Genomic DNA, 20616 nt, shown 5'->3' on the forward strand with positions numbered 1-20616 from the left:
CTATAGTATGCCCAACGAATCACTTGCTCGCACGGCGTTGAAGGTGTTAAACCCTTTACTCAAAACATCTCATAAGGATAAATCACAAATCGATTGGCTTAAATATCACGCCCAAGGTGAAGGAGTCGAAAACGCAATTGTGTGGTTAGGAGCTAACAATGCATTGGGTACTATACTAGACCTTTCTATTCGTTACACCCCAGGAGATGGTACTACGGCCAATATGCCTCGTGAAACGTTGTTGAAAAAAGGCTGGAACTTGTGGCACCCAACCGATTTTGAAGCTGACTATAAAAAACTACTCGATAAGATTGACGATGCAATAGCGGGCAAAACTACCAAGGTTTTCTTAGGTACAGTCCCACTTGTAAGTATTGCTCCATTAGCTAAAGGCGTCGGCGATACCTTTGATGTGCCCATAAAAAATGACGACGGAATAGAATCCAACGTAACGTACTTCAAATATTACACCTATTTCCCTTTTGACGAGCAGTACGCATTTGAAACGGGCATCAACCTCAGTTTCACCCAGGTATTACACATTGATAATTGCATTCGAGAATATAATAAGATCATCAAGCGCCTGCAAGAGGAACGTAATCGGCTCTATCCAGATCGGTATTATATTGTTGATGTGTCAAACGTTCTTGATCAACTAGCCTTCAAACGCAATAACGGTGTTCCAAAATATATCTTTCCGGAATATTTTAACTTCAAATACCCAACCATAAACACCAAATATTACCATGTTGATCAAGAGAAAAATTTGAAACAAGGTGGAGTATTTTCATTAGATGGTGTTCATCCTACAGCTATTGCTCACGGATTAATCGCCTATGAGTTTTTAAAGGTAATGCAGCGGGTGAACGTGGCAGGAGCAAACCCTAATTTACTGGATTGGGATGCAATTTTTGCTTCGGACTCCCTCTACCGAAACCCAATCACTATTATGCAAGAAATTTACCAGAATACCCATTTAGCAGAATGGGTATTAAGGATTGCCAAACGATTGCATCATGAAGATAAAGAGAAGATCATAATATAAAAAAGATTTCAGCCTTGACTATTCTTCTAACAAAGAAAGGATAAAAAATATAATTATGTAAATGTTATTTGTTCCCCAAATATACGTGTAAAAAAGCTGGGCCAGTAATTGCATAACCCGAATTGTCTACTCTGCCTTGCACTACTCCCGCACCTTTCAATCCGAAAATATAGGTTAAGAAGGGTAGGTGAAAATTGAACGACTTTCGAATTAATCGTACCCGTACGAGTAGTCTGGAAAGGTACGATCATTACGAATTACTAAGTGAAGTCTTGATTTATACAAGCTAAAATTAAAGATTTTGTATAATACGAGCTTTGGTATATATTGCACTAGCATGGTAAGTAAATCATGTTTCTTTACACAAAGGCGTTTATAAAAATTAAGTCAATAACCATTTACTTGCTACCGATTTCCTATCCATTGCATACTTTACTTCATAAAAATCACTTGATCTTCAGATGAAGCTATCTTGGTACTTATTCTACACATGATTAATAGATGAATAAAACATTTCATACTTTTATGTATTCTATATTTTGAGAAGGCTAAAATGGGATTCAGTTATTAAGGATAAGATATGTTTTAAATTAAATAATAATTATCTCTAGCTATGAATGAACCGAATATTCCTAAAAAAAATGCTAAACCTAAGAAACGTTCTACACTATTAAAGCAACTGCTTCCATTAACACCTATACTCACGTTAATAATTGGCTTCTTTCTTAATTCAGGATATGAGCAGTTTAAAGCTATGCAAACTTCTGATGCTCAAGACAGAGCCAGAAAGCGCGAGTTTATAGATAGGCAATTATCTGAATTTTATTACCCCATACTGCATCATCTTCAAAAAGATGATGCAGTATGGTCGATGTGGAACGATAATCAGTTCTCGGATAAAAACGGGAGGCTAGCTAAATATATTGAGCAAGAGGTGTTGCTACCTAATCATGAAAGTATTAGTAAGCTTCTAGAGACAAAATTCAATTTGGTCAGAAATAGTAGTGAAAATATTGATATAAATAGTCTTAACAATCAACTACTTCAGTATCAGCGACATATTGCTGTATACAGAGCTTTACGAAAAACCAATGATAAGAGAAACACTACTGGCCTGCCAGGATGTAATTGTAGCTTTCCTAATCAATTAGAAAAGGAAATTAACAAAAGAATTGCATCTCTTGAATCTCAAAGAAAGTCTCTTTAATTAGTTCGTTCGTGTAAGCATAACTGCACCTGAGAGCAGTAACCTTTGTGCTCTGGTGAATGTCAATTTGTGTTTAAAAGAAGATGATAATTTCCTTTGCGTAAGAAAAAATTATTTAGAATTTGAAAACTTAATCATCGATTTAGATTTGTGAATTCGATATAGTGAAAATTTATCATAAAATATAAACTTAGTAATTCTGGGTCGTAATATGTTGCTAGAATTTTTCTTCTTGTACAACGCACATTATTCCGAGACAGCCGACAGGTCCACCAAATTAACCTAAGCAGTGGTTGCGAATACTTCAAATTACTAAGTGTTGGATGTCTGCGTTTAAGTGACAATTGATTTAACAAACGTACGGCCAATGTATAATGATTGTAAAGAGTTTCTTTTGCGAATATACGACTCATTGTAAACAGTGAGTCTACTTTTCAAATTGAAAAATCAACGAAGTTTTTTCATTATTCACTTACTCTACCTACCCAGAAGACCTACTCAAAACCAATTATTATTAATCTAGAAGGGTACTTGAAAATGATTATTTACTTAAAAGTGAGTACTGGAAATTATCAAAATGAAGTAATTGCCATTGGAATTTGTGATAAATGTGTAAAAACGATGATCCGTTCATTGCACAGCCCCGTAATCTAATTAATCCTTCCATACCTCGGCGATATGTTTCTGAATTTAACCTAATTTCTGCTTCGGGGTAGGACGGTAAGTAAAAAATGTAAGACTTTTTGGTGAAGGTGAATCGTACTTATGCGAGCCAATCGTACCGGTACTAGGAGTTCGAGGGAGAATGGCTTTGAAGATTAATTGTCAGGTGAAGCCGTACCTTTCGAGTTTATGACCTATTATTATAAATAATAGGTCAGATTTAAAGAAAAGACTCGATTATACCATCCCTCACGCCGGTAGTAGGTCGGCACACCCGTCTGCGGATCTGGAGCTGTGAAATTAGCTAATATAGGTTTCATTCCATGGAAGTATTTTAAGTCCGCAACCAGATGCCTGCCCAAACGGAACCCAACACCACCTATTAAACCAGCATCTAATTTATTAGTATGAGCAAACGGAGTTGTACGATCCGGAGCCGAAGCAAAATAAAACTTACTATCAATCAGATAACCGAATTGTCCACCTATGGCTAAAAAAACGCGTTCACTACGGGGGCGAAACCGTAGCATAATAGGCATTGCCACATAATCGAAGTTAATAATTTGCGTGTCTTTGATAGTGCCAGTTTGAATCGTGTAAGTGTCTGCGTTAACCGTTTCTCCTTGCCGAGAGTAGGTGATTTCACCAACTAGAGCCATCGCTTTGTGAAAACGTTTTTCAACCGTTATACCAACCTTATAACGCCACAAGATATTTTGTAAACCCAGATGGTCTTTTTTAATCAGACCTGCGTTTACTCCTCCTGTCATTCCAAACCGTAGAGTTTTGATTGATTGGGCCTGACAACTAACAGACCCAATCAACCAAAATAGAAGATATAAAATAAATGTGTTCCCTTTCATCGTGCTTAATTTAAAATGATTCGAATTGGGTCGATTTGATCGGGTTTATCAGAACCGTATATGCCTTGGATATAGTAAGTACCTCTGGGAAAAACATGTACATCGATATCAACGCTCAAGCCGGATTTAATAATTTGGTCTGAGTACTGGCCTTTCACTTTAACTTCTTTCACTACTTTACTTTTTTCATTTGCTATTCGGAGGACATCTGGTAATTTTTCAGAATTGTATTCGGCATCGAATAAAACGGTAATTCGATCAGAAGCTGGGTTATTTGCAACTCGGAACCCAAAACAACTAGTAATGGAAAACGTTCGAGAAGACCCTCCGGTATTACCGCATCCAGATTGAGTGACGTCCATCTGTAAGACAAAGCCACCACCAGCAGATCCAGCTCCTACTGTTGCGCTGGAACCAGAAGGAGAAAAATAAGTTACATTACTGCTGCCGATAGGTATAGACCAGTTGTAACTATACTGAGGTGAAGGGAGATTTGGGTTAGAAACAAAATTATAGTTGGTGCCACTGCACAGAAAAAAACCGGGATCAGAACCGCCACTCCGAGTGAAGGTTATGGCACTGCTCCCCGGCGTTCCTACATATAAAGTAACGGCGTCACCCTGAAGATTACTGCAACCTGGAATAATGGCATAGACACTGACCGTTCCAAAAGAATTGAATTGAATCGTTACGCTACTACTCGTTGTACTGCTGGCTGTATATGTACTGGACCCATTCACTGTAATACCTCCCGTTGTTTGCCAGACAATATTTATGGGCTTTGTACCTTGGAAATTGTAGCTATTCGATACTGAATAAGTGGCTGAATTCCCCGTAGAACACAAGGCTGGGGAGGCTGTGAAAGAAGGGACAGGTGGCTTTTGTTTAACAAATACATTTATCGGGCCGGGATAACCTGTCCAGGTAACTTGAATTGACCCATCTTGATGATTGGAGTCTAAGTTAAGTTGAGCAGTTAGTGAATTTGTGTAACTAAACGAAAAGTTGGATGAAGTCCCCATCGCAATTTCGAGTAAATCTCCATTTTCATCCTGAATGCCGTCTATGTAAACCGTTACATTACTTTTGCCGCATTCAATATACGCCGTTTGCCCATTGGTGTACCAGGTGCCATCGATATTTACTCTAGAAGGTTGTGCTATAGCAACTCCTACAGTTACTAATAGCAAGGTTGGAATAAAGTAGAACGTGTTTTTCATGATGTGTTGTAATTTTCATGGTCATTTGCTTAAATAATTTAACTTAGATGAACATAAATTTATATTGAAATAATATTATTTTCAATGTGTTCGCTTATTTTTAATTATCATTTAATACCTAAGAAGTTGCTCAACTTGCATTTGAGGTTTTTGATGAACAACGCATAATGTCTGCCTTTTTTGATCTTTGAGTTAACATTGTATGACTCCCCAGATTAGAACTTTACCTCTTTGCAAGGCGATACCAATACTGATCTTAATAAAAGTCTGTCAAGATTTACTTCCCTTACCCAAAGACGTAGAACATAACCGATCGGCAGGTGAAACCTGTGAAGTTGACCAGTGAGTGGAGTAACCGTTCCAAATTATAAAATATGTCTGAGAAGGCTTGGGCGGTTGTAACGACTCCCGGCCACAATTTTGTGTCTGCCACTACCCCCGGTGGGTCTGTGCGGCATGAATTTCATTCCATCATCTTTTCACATTCAAAACCAAAAGAAAAATGAGTACTCTCTTCACAGTACTGGGCATCGCTTTTGGCCTGTTCCTACTCAAATTCATTTACGACAACTTTCTAACCGACAACTCCGAACAAGCCTGGCAGAAGCTCAAAGAGCGAGATCCTGAAGCAGCACGCATGATTGAACAGAATCAGGGATTGAACCTCAAAACTAGTTACCGGATTCGGGAAGACGGTTTGTACCTCTGGGCTTATCAAGGCAATGGGCCTAATGGTTACATTTCCGGAATCACAATAGGATTGATCTTCAAAAAAGGTTGGGCCTATAAATTCGAGGTTGATTTTGTGGCGTCCTTAAGCCGAGAGGACATTCAAGAACTTTTGGAAAATGCTACAGTCTTTGATGCGCATGGGCCTTCGCCAGATGTTTCACCCTTTCAATTAGACGGTAAACAACTTCACCTTCATTTTTATCCAGACCCGGAGAAAACCAGTAATTATCTGGAAGCAAAGGGAGAGCTTACTATCAATGGATTACGGCTTGACCTTACTCAGCACTTTATTAATTACGTAAAAGCTGATTTCGATAGCCAGACCCTTTTTACCGGTGCCGAATTTGTCTTTCTACCTGCCTGACAAGTATCCTCGATCAGGCTCAGTTTAATTCAATCACTTAACTCTCATTTTCTATGCATTTACGCTATGCTGAACGCAGACAGGCACGAATACGGGTACTGCTGCAAGGAGCTTCGGGCTCTGGAAAAACCTATTCATCATTACTGTTGGCTTATGGACTTACGGGAAGCTGGTCGAGCATCGCTATTATCGACACCGAGAATAAGTCGGCTGATCTCTTTGAACATCTGGGTAAGTATCGTGTACTGATTCTAGAGCCACCGTATACACCTGAGCGTTATATCGAAGCTTTGAAAATGTGCGAGCTGGCAGGGGTGCAGGTGATCATTATTGATTCCCTTTCGCACGAGTGGCAATGCCTGCTGGATGAACACGCTGCCATGTCAGGTAACTCGTACACTAATTGGGGCAAGTTAACTCCTCGGCATGATTCTCTTGTGAACGCTCTATTGCAAAGTAACTGCCACCTGATTGCCACTGTCAGGGCTAAACAAGATTACGTTTTGGTCGAGAAAAACAACAAGCAGATACCTGAAAAAGTAGGCATGAAAGGAATTACTCGTGATGGAATGGATTATGAATTCACGTTGGTCTTTGAGTTGGATAATCGTCATTATGCCAGAGCCACCAAAGATCGAACAGGTCTTTTTACCGACAAGCCTGATTTCTCCATTTCACCGAAGACTGGTCAGCAGATTCTTCGTTGGTGCCAAGAAGGAACAACTCAAGAACAGGTAGAAGCGATGATTAAAACGGCAAAGGATACAATCCGACTAAAGGATTTGTACGATTTATATCCGGAATTCCGGGAGGCTTTAATGCCCTTATTTACTGAACGCAAAAACGAACTTCAATTACTCTCATTACCCAAACACCCCAAATATTATGGTAACTCAAATCATGCCGCTTGAAGAAAGCTACGAAGCCGTTGTTATTGAACCAAGCCCTTCATCTGAGAGGGCTTTTTTATTGGCTAATACTTTGCCCTCTACCTTGAGGGAAATGCAGGAGAAGCACATTATCCCTGTTTACAGTAAGGACAACGAACCATTGATTTCCCACAGTGATTTCATCGAGTCGGCCCTGGAAACTGTCGAGCGATTGTTCCCTCACGAAAGTATCCTGGAACCATCAATTCGGGTATCACATCCGATCAAAGGCCGTATACCATCGGCACGTAACAAACCAGCGAAAGACCTGGAGGAATGGGAGAGGACGTTGTATTATGAACGAGCTGCCTTCGTGATTGAAATACCATCAATACAAGAAATGGTAGGCGACAATCAACTTTCTTTAACTATTGGTGGAGTCAAGGCGTACAACCACGATAGCTTGCACCAGAAAAAAGGTGTTGATGAGCATTTCAAAGTCTTTATAGGCTTTCAAAATCTGGTTTGTACCAACCTCTGCGTTTCGACAGATGGTTACTTGGCTGACTTACGAGTGAAGTCGGTGGCTCAACTAATTACGGCAATTGAAGACTTGATTCGTCGGTATCAGCTTAACAAGCACTTGTCGCTAATGAGGCAATTGACGGAATATTACCTGACCGAGCAACAGTTCGCCCAGTTAATTGGCCGATGTCGTTTGTACAATTTCCTTCCACAAGCACAAAAGCGGGAGATTGCCCCGCTTCTGATAACTGATCAGCAGATCAGTATGATAGCCAGAGATTACTACCGGGATCATTCGTTTTGCCGTGAAGATGATGGACGGATCAGTTTATGGAAGCTCTACAATCTTTTCACAGGTGCATTAAAGAGCAGTTACATTGATACATTTCTAGATAGGAATGTAAATTCACTTGATTTTACAGAGGGTATTTTGCAGACATTGCAAGGTTTGCACACTTCAGAAGGATGGTTTCTAGAATAGAAGAAAGCAAGGATTATTAGATTCAGTCTACTTCAAGTAGAAACAGGTAGTATTGATTAAACTTTTTAGGGTTTAATCAATACTACCATTTTTATCCCCTGTTACATACCAGAAGCGAACATCTTATTAAAATTAAGTAATGAACAGATATTTATATTTTAAAATTGTATGAATATAATAAGTGTACATATAATTATTTTAGTTATATTCACAGGTGAAATTATTGTAGTTCATAAATATTTAAAAATCCTTTCAAAATGGCTTGGATATTAATGCAATTGAAAGATCTACTATATAAAATAGTTACTTCAGAAGAATTTAAAGCATTACTTAGATTCTTTATTAAGAATAGAAGACGCCTTACTTTACTAGTGGTTATGTTTTTATTACTGTTGTTTATTATTTTCTATAATTTTTATTCAATATCTAAAAGATATGAAATAACATTACAAAAAACGCTTAAGACACTCAGCTCTGAAAACTATAGTAGAGGATTTGAGGCTTATATATTGTCAAATGTAAGTGGTATACAAAATATACTTGAGGCTGGTCAATCAAAAGCATATAAGGATAATTTTATTAAAATCAAGGATGAGCTATCTAAAAATAAATACCTTAATAATACAGACCTTCATCTAAAAACAGCAAGTACAAACTCAACGAATAATGAAATAATAACTGATAATTATAAGGGTTTTTTATTTTTACCAAAGGGTCTATTAAAGGCTCCGAGTAATCAGGAAAAATTTAATAAATTGCCTATAGCCGATCTAGCTCCAAATACATTAAATAAAATTTTAGATAATATATTAAAAAGAGAAAATAACTTAAGAGAAGAAGTTTTTTATACTCAAAAAATTGCAGATGTACTTCATAATTTTTCAATAAATGGTTTAATAGAACAAACAAGTCTGAAAGTTAATGATATTGTATTAATGCCATCACAAGTTTATTTTATAACTCAAAACGGTTTAAATAGAATATTTAAGAATGGAGAAAAAAATCTTGAAGCGTATTATGCAAGACAGTTCCCGGCTACAATATATTTCCCATCAAGGCCATATTACGAATCAACATTTGAGAAAAACAAATTTAGTGGGCTAATAGATATGGCTAACTCGGCTAGTCAAATACCCATAAAAGATTTCTTTAATATTACGGGGCCGTATTTAGATTTAGGTGGAAATGGCATTGTTTATACGTTGTCTAGAGGCATAATATTAGAAAATGGAACTAGAGGGGTAATATGTTTTGATTTTCGATTAAATGACTCTAAATTGAAAGCTGTTTGTTTAGAAGCGTTTAAAAACTTAAATGCAGACCCATTTATTGCTACAATGAGTATGAATAATGGGTCTAAAAATACAGAATTGAAAATTGTTGAACAATCCAGCTTTTCATTTAGTAAAATTATTCCTCAAATTAAAAGCTTTTTCACGAAAGATTCAACTGGTGAGATTAACAGTAGTATAATCGATGACCTAAATATAATAATAAGTACACCAAAGGGTAGAACTCAGATTCTTGGCGGAATAAGTGTTTTAGAAAAAGGTGATGAATTGGTAGTCACAATACCAATTTCAGGTATTTCGTATATAAACGATTCTCCAATAGGACAATTAATGGTTGCTCGAGTAAATTTAAATAGTTTAGATAAAACAACTAATTTTTTGGTTATTATTGGATTAGTTTTATTTTTCGTCGTTATTTCTTTAATGTTATATGCTTGGTCAGATGATTTAAGAAGAAAGCATGCATATCAAAAAGCATTTGCACGTGTAGATGAAGTTATGAAATTTTCACCAGTTGCATATGCTAGACTAGACGATCAGGATAGAATTTTGCATATTAGTTTAGCATTTTGTGAGTTATTAGGGTATTATCATAACGGCAGCTTAGACCATGTTATAAGGAGTAAAACATTTTCATCCTTATGCACCAAGGAGTCTAAGGAGGCTTATGCAATCGTACAAAAGAATAGAGAACTTGGTCTTAAAGTTGAACCATATGATTTAACAATGGTAAAAAAAGATGGTACGAAAATAGAAGTTAAAGTAATTAGTGCTACTGTTCCTTCAGATACACATGGGAAGTTTCCTGAGACATTTGGAATAGCTATTTTAAGAGATGATCCAAAACAAAATGAATATTTAAATTATTTAGATATTCTTGACAGTATATGATCTCGTATATTAATTGTCGCTAGACTTCTGATTTTTGTTAATTCAAAACAAATTAAAAAATGACCCTCATAAAAATAATTTACAGGTTCATTAGCCAAAAATATAAAGGAATAGTCTTTTATAATTGATTGAGCTTATCATATCATAAATAATTGGCTTGCACACCTCGATTTATCAAGAGACTATTTTTTTGAATAGGCAAAGTTGCAATCCTTGCAAAAGATGCAAAACTGTAGTTCTATACTGTATAACCAGATATTAACCGAAGATCGATTCAAGTGTCTTGTCAGTCTCCTCTGTATAAAACTTAGACAGATATTTTTCAGTGGTATTGATTTTCGATATCTCAAAAAATTTAGATAGCACATATATAATTTTCATTCCTCCAAGCTCAGTTATTGTGTTCCTTGGTGAAGCGAGATCGATGGGATCATTTGTGGAAGTTATACAATCTGTTCACCGGTGCCGTAAAGAGTAGTTACATCGACACGTTTCTGGATCGGAATGTAAATTCGTTAGAGTTAACAGGTGGTATTTTGAAAAGTTTGCAAGGTTTGCACGCTTCGCAAGGTTGGTTTTTGAGGTAAAAAGGAGCAGGGGTCGTTTGGCCCCTGCTTCCACTTTTTACCAAAAAGCTATACTTTTTTGGCACCACGAGTCTACACAGTTCATTCGATATTTTCTTTTTAAAGTTTAGGGCTTTCAGGGCAATTGATTTAAGTTCTAATCCAAGGTCCTAGGAAATTCAATGGTATTATTTCTGCATCCTTTAAAAGGAATAACCTTTTATTACATTGCTTTACACTGATGCGAACTATGCAATTATAACTAAATAACCAAATTATTCACCAGGATATTCAGGGCAAACGCATCTAAAATGATTTAGGAACTTGGCTAAACATTTTATGGATTGGCTTAAAACGGTTTTCTTCGCTCGAAAAACCGATGCCCAATCCGATCGACCATTTCCTGACTTTGACCGATCCACGAGTGGATCGAACTAGAAACCATCTGTTAGAAGATTTTATTTTTATAACCATTGCCGCTGTGATTTGCGGAGCAGAGACCTGGAATGACATTGAAGCCTATGGCAAGTCCAAACAAGTATGGCTTTCACAGTATTTGAAGCTACCGGCAGGTATCCCCTCTCACGACACATTTAACCGGTTTTTTGCCGCCTTAGACTCCGCCGAGTTTGAAGCTTGTTTTCTGGAATGGGTCACAACTATCGCCCAGCTGACCCAGGGTAAGATCATCAGTATCGATAGTAAAACGATGCGAGGAACTGCTGACAGGAGCCCTAAATCCGCAATTCATCTGGTTAGTGCCTCGGCTTCCGTCAACAAGGTGGTCCTAGGACAGATCAAAACGGCTGAAAAATCCAATGAAATTACGGCCATCCCCAAATTATTGGATGTATTAGAGCTCGCGGGCTGTATTTTTATCATTGATGCCATCGGGTGTCAAACAGCTATTGTTGAACAAATTGTGGCGGGTGGAGTCGATTATGTGATTGCTGTCAAGGGGAACCAGGGACAATTGCAGGAAGACCTGGCCGACACATTGCGCTTTTGTCCACCGGTATCGGTTTGGAAAGAGGTCGATGGCGGACACGGTCGGGTGGAAACCCGGACTTGTTCAGTCTACACCGATTTGGTACACCTTCAGCACCCACAGCGATGGGTCGGCTTACAAGCAGTCGTTTGCGTCGAAGCCGTGCGGTATCTTAAAGTTACGCAAACGGAACACACCGAGAAGCGGTATTATATCACCAGTTTGGGGGCCGACGCCCAAAAAATAGGCCAGGCGGTGCGTTCCCATTGGGGCATCGAGAATGAATTACATTGGGTACTGGATGTCTTTTTCGGGGAAGACAGTAGTCGAAAACGAGAAGGAAACGCGGCCGAGAACTTCTCGATTCTCTGTCGGATTGCCCTGAATTTGATCAAAAACGAAACCAGTCGGAAACGAAGTATCAAAGGCAAACGACTTGAAGCTGGATGGGACAATGAATATTTGCTCAAAATCCTCAAAAATTAGATGCGTTTGCCCTGCCAGGATATTGAATAATACATCGGGGTATATAGGGTAATTATGTTTTTTATTGTAATTTTATACCTAGAATTCTAGATTTATATAAATATTGAGCCTTTGGCAATGACTAAGAATACACCGTCAGTAAAAAGAATACAGGAATCTTCGAAACTTGTAAATATAGCCCCCGACGAGCAGGTTGTTGTAAAGGATTCTTATGCTCATGGAACGGCCAGTTTAAAAATTGAGCAGCAGCTAAATGTCTGGATTCCCAAAGACCTTATGAAACGCCTGAAGGTAAAAGGAGCAGAAACCGATAGAAGTCTAAAGGAGATGGTCATTGATGCACTTGAAAAAATTGTTTAGGATGGAGTCAAAATATTCCAACCTACAAGGTAAAAGTGGTCATAGAGCCTGATAGAAATTCGGAAACTGGACATTTTGTAGAGTTTGAAGAACAGCATTTGAATTACATCTACCAGCGTTCAGTCCGTTAACAACAGATCTCATCGGGTTTATATATAGGATTTTCAGGCCAGATAAGTAGCCTATGAACTAATAGGCACGCGTTCTTTAAAGAACGCCCTGACCTCAGTCAAATCACGCAGATAATCAGGTAATACCCATATGGCAGCACGCTACACTCCAAAGTTTCGGTTTGTTCTCACTGACAAACAAACAGGAAGATTCCCGAAGATTGACACGGGGCTGTTTAACGAGAAAAAGCTAACAGACTCACTGGGAGAAACTTACGTCTTTGACGATAGGGACAATCCGGATTTAAAAGTAGGTTATTATAACGCTGCATTTAAAGGCGTTGCAGAGTTTGATCCATTTTATTTTAAATAATCTATTATGAATCCAAACAGCACTGGGCAATTGGTAAAATTCCCCACGCCATACCCTGATGAAAATCCCAATCACCTATATGTAGTCCTTGAAATTTTTGAAGATGAAAGGCCACGTGCTCATATACAAGCATTAAATACTGGTCTTTCATTTCCTTCTGTCAACACGGTACGAGTATCTGATCTTGATGCAGTTAAAATGGATACAAACGATCTCCTTGGGCATAAGGTAACCATTCGTACATCTGATTTTTCAAAGGTTACGGGTAAAGTGGTGCAAGTAAGCGACTCCAGAATTTTGCTTGATATGATTAAACACGAGAGTGGGGTAGAAACCAACGTCCGTTTGACTGTTAAAGATAATGAAGGGATTGAACTTACGGGAACTTTATTTGAGGGTTAAGGCCGGTCAATAACTATTGATGAATGCGTGTAAAGTATGATGATTGTACATGATGAATCGAAAGAGACGATAGCGAAGAATGGCAGACGTACACACACCGCAACAGCGCAGCTTTAACATGAGCCGCGTCAGGAGCAAGGACACCAAACCGGAATTAATAGTGAGGAAGTTCCTGCACGCACACGGATTCAGATACCGGCTACATGACAAAATGTTGCCTGGAAAGCCAGACCTCGTGCTGCCTAAGTACAAGACAATTATTTTTGTACACGGCTGTTTTTTTCACGGACATGAAGAATGCCGCTATTTTGTTGTACCTAAGACCCGTACCGACTGGTGGCTTGATAAGATTAACGGAAACCGGCGTCGGGATGCGGAAAACAACCTCAAACTGGTGGCCGCCAATTGGCGAATTTTAACCATCTTTGAATGCGAACTTAAACCGGCCAACCGGGAGAAAACCCTACATAACCTGCTTAACGAACTTAAACAATTGTCAGTATCGTAGACCTGTTGTCCTGCGCTTATTTGCAATGAAAGGTTCAAAGGTTATCTGATTTCCTGTCACCCAATTTTGATTCTTAAAGTTTAATGCAAAATACTTCCATAATCACCAGTTCGACCGACAGAACTCAAATACCAGTCATAGACGTCTTTGCCGGACCGGGAGGTTTAGGAGAGGGCTTCGCATCAGTAACTTGTTCTGATAACTCATTTAAAAGACGTTTTAAGATTGCCTTATCCATTGAGAAAGACCCTTTCGCACACCAAACATTATTGTTACGCACTTTTTTGCGACAATTTCCTTTGAATGGGCTGCCAGATGAATATTACGATTTTCTGGCTGGGAAAATTAAAAGCGTAAAGGAACTTTTTGCCCTTTACCCGACGGAGTTTGCACTTGCACAAGAACAGGCATGGAAGGCTATTCTTGGATTTGATAGGGACGTTAAAGGAGTAGATACGTCAGAAATAGATGAGCGGATCAGAAAAGCAATAAATGGTGCTGATAAGTGGGTACTTATTGGAGGACCGCCTTGCCAGGCATACTCAATAGTAGGTCGGGCCAGAAATAAAGGTATTAATCCAAAGGACCCACGAGTTTACCTCTACCGGGAGTATTATCGAATACTGGCTGTTCATCGACCTGCGGTATTTGTAATGGAAAATGTCAAAGGGTTACTTTCTTCTAAAGTTGAAAATGATCATATTTTTACACAGATTATTAATGATCTGGAAAATCCGTATGTTGCTTATGAAGCCCTGGACGGTCAGGCGTTATCACAAGCTGAACACCCTGGTTATAAACTTTTTTCACTTGTAAAACCATCAAAATTCGGCAATCTGTTTGGCAGACAAAAGCTTGATCAACGGGATTTCCTGATTGAATCTGAAAAATTTGGTATTCCTCAAAAACGGCACCGATTGATTATTCTTGGTATCCGAAATGACTTAGTCAGGGATCTAGAAATAGAATTGCTACAGGAAAAAAAAGCGATTTCGGTTCGGGAAGCAATCGGGGATCTGCCTGCTGTTAGAAGTCAATTATCAGGAAAGAAAGGTGATGTAAGCGACAACGATAGTAACTGGGTTTCTTCCATTCTTAAAGGGATAAATTCAGCACAGTTATGGAAAGGTGTTGATGGAGATACCATATCATGTATAAAAAGGACCTCTGAACAGATAATAATACCGAAGTATAATAAAGGGAGCAATTACATTGATTTTTCAGCCAGGCCGACTTATAATTCAGAATGGTATACAGATCCGAAACTAATAGGAGTGTGTAATCATGAAACTCGTTCTCATATGTCAGAAGACTTATTGCGTTACTTGTTTGCAGCCTGTTATACTCAGGTTAAGGGACGTTTCCCACATTTAGGAGATTACCCCAGAGCTCTGCTTCCTGCACATAAAAATGTATTTGAAGCTGTTCATCTTGGTAAATTCAGTGATCGGTTCTGCGTACAAAGTTGGGATGAGCCATCCCGGACGGTAACCTCACATATCTCCAAAGACGGACATTATTATATACACCCTGACCCAACTCAATGTAGAAGTATGACAGTTCGAGAAGCTGCACGAATACAGACTTTTCCGGATAACTACTATTTCTGTGGTCCGCGTACCGCGCAGTTTCACCAAGTAGGGAACGCCGTGCCTCCTTTTTTGGCCTTTCAGATAGCTGAAATAGTCCGTAATCTGCTTAGGCAGATTACCGTAGATAGTGTATGTTCCACAGGGAAAGCCAAAGAATCAACTGCAGCTTTGCAGTCAGTTTGAAACCTTTTATGTCCTCTAAGCACAACCATATATGCGAGCAATTCTACAATATGGAATATTAGCCAGTCCTTTATTAAATATATAAACTACTCAGAATATGATTTATATAAAACAAACTGTTTATAAATCTTACCTTTAGCAATTGCCGATAATAAAGTGTTTCCAGTTCTACTAGAAAATCTTACCTTATTGAGTTGAACGATACCCGCCAAAATAGTAAAAATTTGGCCAAAACTAGTTGGGGATTTTAAGTCACTCTATATCACCCAAAGCATCGTTATCAGTAATTTTATCCGATTACACTGCTTTCTGGATCTGAGAGACAACCTAAATTACTTGCCGCCATTTATAACAACTGATCATAAATGATAAGAGATAATGAGGGGGGGGGCTCGTCCCTTGTTGAAAGCGCACCTCCTGACCCTGAGTACCTTGTTAAATCAATTGCTGAACAGGGTTACTCTCTGGAGACCTCGCTGGCCGATCTCATAGATAATTCCATTACGGCGGGAGCAGACTGCGTCGAAATTCTGGTTGATACGGCGACTACTCCTTTTACGCTATTCGTGGCCGACAACGGAGCAGGCATGAGCGACGAACGTCTGAGCAGGTCCATGCAGTTTCCCAGTTCATCGCCTGAATTCAGCCGGGATGCGTCCGATCTGGGACGCTTTGGGTTAGGAATGAAAACAGCCTCTTTTGCCCAGACGCGAAAGCTGACTGTGCTTTCAAGGCAGCGTAGTGGTGACGTATATAGTGCAAGGACTTGGGACGTTGAGTATCTGAAGCAGACCCGCAAATGGTTGATACAGATTAATACGCCGGAGGAAATTCAGAACCTACTGGACCGGTACGAGTCGCTTAGCTCGGGATATTTAAACAGGTTTGATCAGTTCAGACCAGGTACTATTGTTGCCTGGCAGGGCCTTTATAAATTTGAAAACCTGCCAAGCAGCCAAGACCGGATTGAGGCACTCAAGCACCAGATCTCAGAGGTTACTACTGGCTATCTGTCTCTGATTTTCCACCGCTTTCTGGACAGAATTCCGCGTCCGCTTCGAGTCCGTGTAAACAATGTACAGCTCCGCTCATTTAATCCCTTCCCTTTAACTGAAACCGATCTCCGTCCGCTGGAACCCAGACAAAGGGCATACAATAACGATCTTATTAAGATACAAGGCTTTGTTCTACCTGTTCGTAGTATGGATGAAAGCAGGGAACAGAAGAATATCTGGACCCCTCCCGGCCGTAGTCTGATGGATATGGAAGGGCTTTACATCTATCGTTCAGACAGGCTCATTCATTTTGGTGGATGGAATGGCATTATTCGCAAGTCCCCAAGGCTTCAACTGGCAAGGCTTAGAGTGGAAGTGGGAAACAAAGTAGACGACCTGCTTCACCTGAACGTTGCCAAATCGCAGATTACAGTTCCTTTCGACTTAAAAAGAGCATTTTTCAACTATATCTCTATTCTAAGATCAGAAGCTGAAAAGGAATACCACAATCGCGGTATTCGGAAAATTTCATCCAGCCCGGCAGATCAGCATCCTCAGCTCTTTGAGCGTATCATCTCAAATAAGGGTGCACTTCTGGAGATCAACAAGGACTTTCCCTTAGTTCGTCTGATAAGAGAAAAACTGGACCAGCCCACAGCCAGCACCTTTAAGCTCCTGCTACGCATGATTAATACATCAGTCAACAGCTTCAGACATATGCAGGATGAGAACGACAGACTAATACAACGGGATCAGCAGGATACTGTTGATACTCTGGAGGAAACCGTCCGGGAGCTGCTGGCGAGCGGCTACAGCAAACTGGCAATCAAAACCTCAGTCATTCCGGCACTGGGTGTACGACAGGACAACATACCAAGTAATATTATTAAGCTTCTTGAATAACAATATGAACCACATTGAAGTCTTAAAATTCTTTATTGAAGATACTCTTTCAACATACAGCTCTGTGAATCACGGTGTATTTGATGAAATAAGACCCCAGATTTTAAAACAGATCCAGCTACTACCCGGATTTAAGAACCTGACCGAAAAGGAGCGGGAACACTATTATAACGTAGCTGTCAGAGAGTACCAGTCTGTAAATCCAATTGAAATCAATCCTTCACTTTCCTTAACGAAGAAAGGCTTCCGCACATGGCTTACAGATCAAAGGAAGAAGGAAATGCCTGCTGATTATATCAGTCGGTACCTGACTTACCTTTCCGGAAAGGGGAGATCCCAGAAAGTAATCGATGAAATTAGCTCTTCCAGTGAGAAAATTCTGAGTAAACTTGGGGACCCCCGATCCCTTCAGCGTTTTTATGTGAAAGGTCTTGTAGTTGGTAGTGTACAGTCCGGTAAAACCGGCAACTTCAATGCGGTCATAAACCGGGCTATAGATGCAGGCTATAGCCTGATTATCGTTCTTTCCGGCACCATGGAGGATCTCCGGAGCCAGACCCAGCTGCGTATCGAGGAGGATGTCATCGGTGAAGGAACGCTCGACATAAAAAAAGACACCAAAGGTGACAAGGGCGTTGGTACTAGGAGGAAATTTGGTGAGCAGGGGGACAAAGAGCAGCCTGTTCCTCAGGTATTTTCAATTACCTCCTATCGCTCAGATTTCAGAAAATCAGTTAAGGAAAGCGATTTCTCGCTCAACAACAAAAATATTCTGGTATGCAAAAAAAATACCGGCGTTCTCAAAAATCTGCTGATCTGGCTCAGTGAGTATCTGAATGAAAATAAGGAAAAACACGATATTCCCTTTCTTATTGTAGACGACGAAGCAGATAATGCATCACTGAATAACTTGGGTAAAAAAGGGGTTGAATATGCCAGTAAGATCAACGGCCATATCAGGGCACTGCTCGATTTATTTACCAGAAAAACCTACTTGGGCTACACGGCCACCCCGTTTGCCAATGTACTGCAGGATCGGAATGGCCCTTCAGCCAACAGGTGGCAGGTCAGCTACCGCCTGAACGGTCAACAGGCTGAAAAGACCTTTTCACAGGTGGACAATATCTTTCCCGACGATTTTATTGAGTTGCTGAGCCCACCCAGTAATTATGTAGGTGCCAAGCAGATCTTTGAAACGGTACTCGATGATTCCCTCAAATTACCGCTGGTTGAAATAGTCAGAGATTCGGAAGCAGCATTTCCTGCCCGGATTTCCATTGGAGACAATAAATACAGAGCTGCTACGAGGGACGATGTATATCCACAGTCTCTGCCTCAGTCTCTAAAGGAAGCAACTCAGTGTTTTATTCTGAGCATCGCTCTCCGTTTAAGCCGGCTGGCTGAGATGCGTGATTCCAGCTTGGCTAATCCCCATCACACCATGCTGGTTCATATTTCCCGGTTCATTCCTTGGCAAAACCGCACCAAAGAACAACTGCAGCTTTATCTGCTGGAACTGAAAAAAGATATTGAAAATGACCTCCCTAACGATCAGAATCGGATCTACGGAGCAATGGAGCAGGTCTGGAGCAGGTACTACGCCAACATTGTACAGAATGTGCGAAGTTATTTACCCGATGGCTACCAGGATGAGTTTCTGTCTTCCAGGAACTTCGGTGATATAAAAAATCTATTGATTGAAGCGATCAGAGATATTGATGTAAAAGCGGTCAACAGTGAAACAGGTGACCGGCTGGAATACAGCCGGGATGCTTCGGGCAATGGAAAGAAATTTATCGCTGTAGGGGGAAACCGCCTTTCCAGAGGCTTCACCCTTGAAGGACTGACTATTAATTATTTTATCCGAAACACTAATTACTCAGACACCCTCCTGCAGATGGGCCGATGGTTTGGCTATCGGCCGGGATATGTTGACTGCTGTAAACTATTCACTACCACGGACGCTGTAGATAAATTTGATTCTACTACCCGGACCATTGAGGAACTGGAAGTGGAATTCATTAAAATGAACCGACTCAGCCGGACACCCGCTGATTTTGTCCTCCGGGTTCGAAAACACCCTGGGACACTGAAGATTACAAGGCCCAGCATTTTGAAAAATGTGGCTACAGTGAAATGGTCTTATCAGGATCAGCTGGTGCAGTCTACCCGTTTCCAAGTCAATAATGCCGATCTGATTCAGGATGCCTGGAATGCTTTTCGAAGCTTCATCGGAGAATACGCTAGCGTGATAGAATACAGTAGTGAAAATGGATTTTTCCTTATCAATCTACAGGCTTATGATCTGCTCCGGTTCCTGCAGCTTCCCAATACCTTTATTGACTTTGAAATACGCGCTATAGGCCGATTTATAGAACTATGTTTAGAAGGCAATAAATTAAAAAACTGGACTATTGCTATTAAGGCAACGGGGGACGGAGGGGTGCTAAGAGCCAGCGAGACAGGCCTGACTGCCGATCTGAAAATGTCTATGCGGGCAGGTCCAAAGAAGGACAGTGGTAAATTCAGATCGCTTTTTGTAACTGACGGACGGTTCTCAGCATCTGGCCGATCGGCAAATATTGTTGCATCCGGTAGTGATTTTGCCCTTTTACTCTCTGAATCTGAGAAAATAAAGGCGGAAAAAGCATTTTACGACGAAAAAGACAAAGATGAGAAGAATAATAGAACGGGTAAAAAAGCCAACATTCCGGAGCGGGTATATCGAGAAGAGATGACTGACGATCATGGTCTGCTCGTGGTCTACTTAATGGATTTGAAGTATATATTTCTCCAGAACATCGGTGATGAAGAAATGAAGGAGATGATAGATAAAAATGGAATCGATACATCCATTCCACTAATCGGCTATGCAATCGGGTTCCCACCTATAAGTCCTGATCCGGGTGGGGAATATGTTCATGGGGACTATGGAATAGACGAGGAGGAGGCTGCCGAAGAATGGGATGAGCAACTTGAGGCCACTGAAGACTAGTAA

Annotated in this window: 17 protein-coding genes; 15 read left to right on the forward strand and 2 right to left on the reverse strand. The window is 40.0% G+C overall.

Going from position 1 to position 20616, the window contains the following annotated elements:
- Positions 1 to 7: 7 nt before the first annotated feature.
- Together EHT25_RS03365 and EHT25_RS03370 are read left to right on the forward strand one after the other, a co-directional pair.
- The gene (locus EHT25_RS03365) at positions 8 to 1045 is read left to right on the forward strand and encodes a hypothetical protein (protein WP_229311422.1); all 1038 of its coding nucleotides are present in this window, start codon (positions 8 to 10) and stop codon (positions 1043 to 1045) included.
- Between the two features lie 613 nt (positions 1046 to 1658).
- Positions 1659 to 2252, forward strand: coding sequence for a hypothetical protein (locus EHT25_RS03370; protein ID WP_124870646.1), 594 nt, complete (start codon positions 1659 to 1661; stop codon positions 2250 to 2252).
- 863 nt (positions 2253 to 3115) lie between these two features.
- On the opposite strand, the gene EHT25_RS03375 is transcribed toward EHT25_RS03370, so the two are convergent.
- Positions 3116 to 3778, reverse strand: coding sequence for a porin family protein (locus EHT25_RS03375; RefSeq protein WP_124870649.1), 663 nt, complete (start codon positions 3776 to 3778; stop codon positions 3116 to 3118).
- A gap of 5 nt (positions 3779 to 3783) precedes the next feature.
- Complete coding sequence (locus tag EHT25_RS03380) at positions 3784 to 4998, reverse strand: hypothetical protein (RefSeq protein WP_124870651.1); 1215 nt, start codon at positions 4996 to 4998, stop codon at positions 3784 to 3786.
- A 502-nt stretch (positions 4999 to 5500) separates the two neighbouring features.
- On the opposite strand from EHT25_RS03380, the gene EHT25_RS03385 reads away from it, so the two are divergent.
- The 13 genes from EHT25_RS03385 to EHT25_RS03445 all read left to right on the forward strand — a co-directional run bounded on the left by EHT25_RS03385 (position 5501) and on the right by EHT25_RS03445 (position 20613).
- A complete protein-coding gene (locus tag EHT25_RS03385) occupies positions 5501 to 6094 on the forward strand; it encodes a hypothetical protein (RefSeq protein WP_124870654.1) in 594 nt (197 codons plus the stop codon).
- A gap of 53 nt (positions 6095 to 6147) precedes the next feature.
- The gene (locus tag EHT25_RS03390; protein WP_124870657.1) at positions 6148 to 7005 is read left to right on the forward strand and encodes an AAA family ATPase; all 858 of its coding nucleotides are present in this window, start codon (positions 6148 to 6150) and stop codon (positions 7003 to 7005) included.
- Positions 6995 to 7969 carry a DUF3871 family protein gene (locus EHT25_RS03395; RefSeq protein WP_229311423.1) on the forward strand — a complete coding sequence of 325 codons (975 nt, stop codon included), beginning with the start codon at positions 6995 to 6997 and terminating at the stop codon, positions 7967 to 7969. The genes EHT25_RS03390 and EHT25_RS03395 overlap by 11 nt, the downstream gene beginning before the upstream one ends.
- 257 nt (positions 7970 to 8226) lie before the next feature.
- Positions 8227 to 10152, forward strand: a complete 1926-nt coding sequence (locus EHT25_RS03400; RefSeq protein WP_124870664.1) for a PAS domain-containing protein — start codon at positions 8227 to 8229, stop codon at positions 10150 to 10152.
- A 410-nt stretch (positions 10153 to 10562) separates the two neighbouring features.
- A complete protein-coding gene (locus EHT25_RS03405) occupies positions 10563 to 10739 on the forward strand; it encodes a DUF3871 family protein (protein ID WP_229311424.1) in 177 nt (58 codons plus the stop codon).
- Between the two features lie 358 nt (positions 10740 to 11097).
- Complete coding sequence (locus tag EHT25_RS03410; RefSeq protein WP_124870670.1) at positions 11098 to 12192, forward strand: ISAs1 family transposase; 1095 nt, start codon at positions 11098 to 11100, stop codon at positions 12190 to 12192.
- A 117-nt stretch (positions 12193 to 12309) separates the two neighbouring features.
- A complete protein-coding gene (locus tag EHT25_RS03415) occupies positions 12310 to 12552 on the forward strand; it encodes a hypothetical protein (protein WP_124870674.1) in 243 nt (80 codons plus the stop codon).
- 261 nt (positions 12553 to 12813) lie between these two features.
- Positions 12814 to 13035, forward strand: a complete 222-nt coding sequence (locus EHT25_RS03420) for a hypothetical protein (protein WP_124870678.1) — start codon at positions 12814 to 12816, stop codon at positions 13033 to 13035.
- A 6-nt stretch (positions 13036 to 13041) separates the two neighbouring features.
- Complete coding sequence (locus EHT25_RS03425; protein ID WP_124870681.1) at positions 13042 to 13437, forward strand: hypothetical protein; 396 nt, start codon at positions 13042 to 13044, stop codon at positions 13435 to 13437.
- Between the two features lie 79 nt (positions 13438 to 13516).
- A complete protein-coding gene (locus EHT25_RS03430; RefSeq protein WP_124870684.1) occupies positions 13517 to 13945 on the forward strand; it encodes a very short patch repair endonuclease in 429 nt (142 codons plus the stop codon).
- Between the two features lie 83 nt (positions 13946 to 14028).
- Complete coding sequence (locus tag EHT25_RS03435; protein ID WP_124870688.1) at positions 14029 to 15720, forward strand: DNA cytosine methyltransferase; 1692 nt, start codon at positions 14029 to 14031, stop codon at positions 15718 to 15720.
- A 365-nt stretch (positions 15721 to 16085) separates the two neighbouring features.
- On the forward strand, positions 16086 to 17618 hold the full coding sequence (locus EHT25_RS03440) for an ATP-binding protein (protein ID WP_124870691.1): 1533 nt from the start codon (positions 16086 to 16088) through the stop codon (positions 17616 to 17618).
- Between the two features lie 4 nt (positions 17619 to 17622).
- The gene (locus tag EHT25_RS03445) at positions 17623 to 20613 is read left to right on the forward strand and encodes a Z1 domain-containing protein (RefSeq protein WP_124870694.1); all 2991 of its coding nucleotides are present in this window, start codon (positions 17623 to 17625) and stop codon (positions 20611 to 20613) included.
- Positions 20614 to 20616 lie beyond the last annotated feature (3 nt).

This window comes from Larkinella rosea (assembly GCF_003858635.1).
Classification (GTDB): Bacteria; Bacteroidota; Bacteroidia; order Cytophagales; family Spirosomataceae; genus Larkinella; species Larkinella rosea.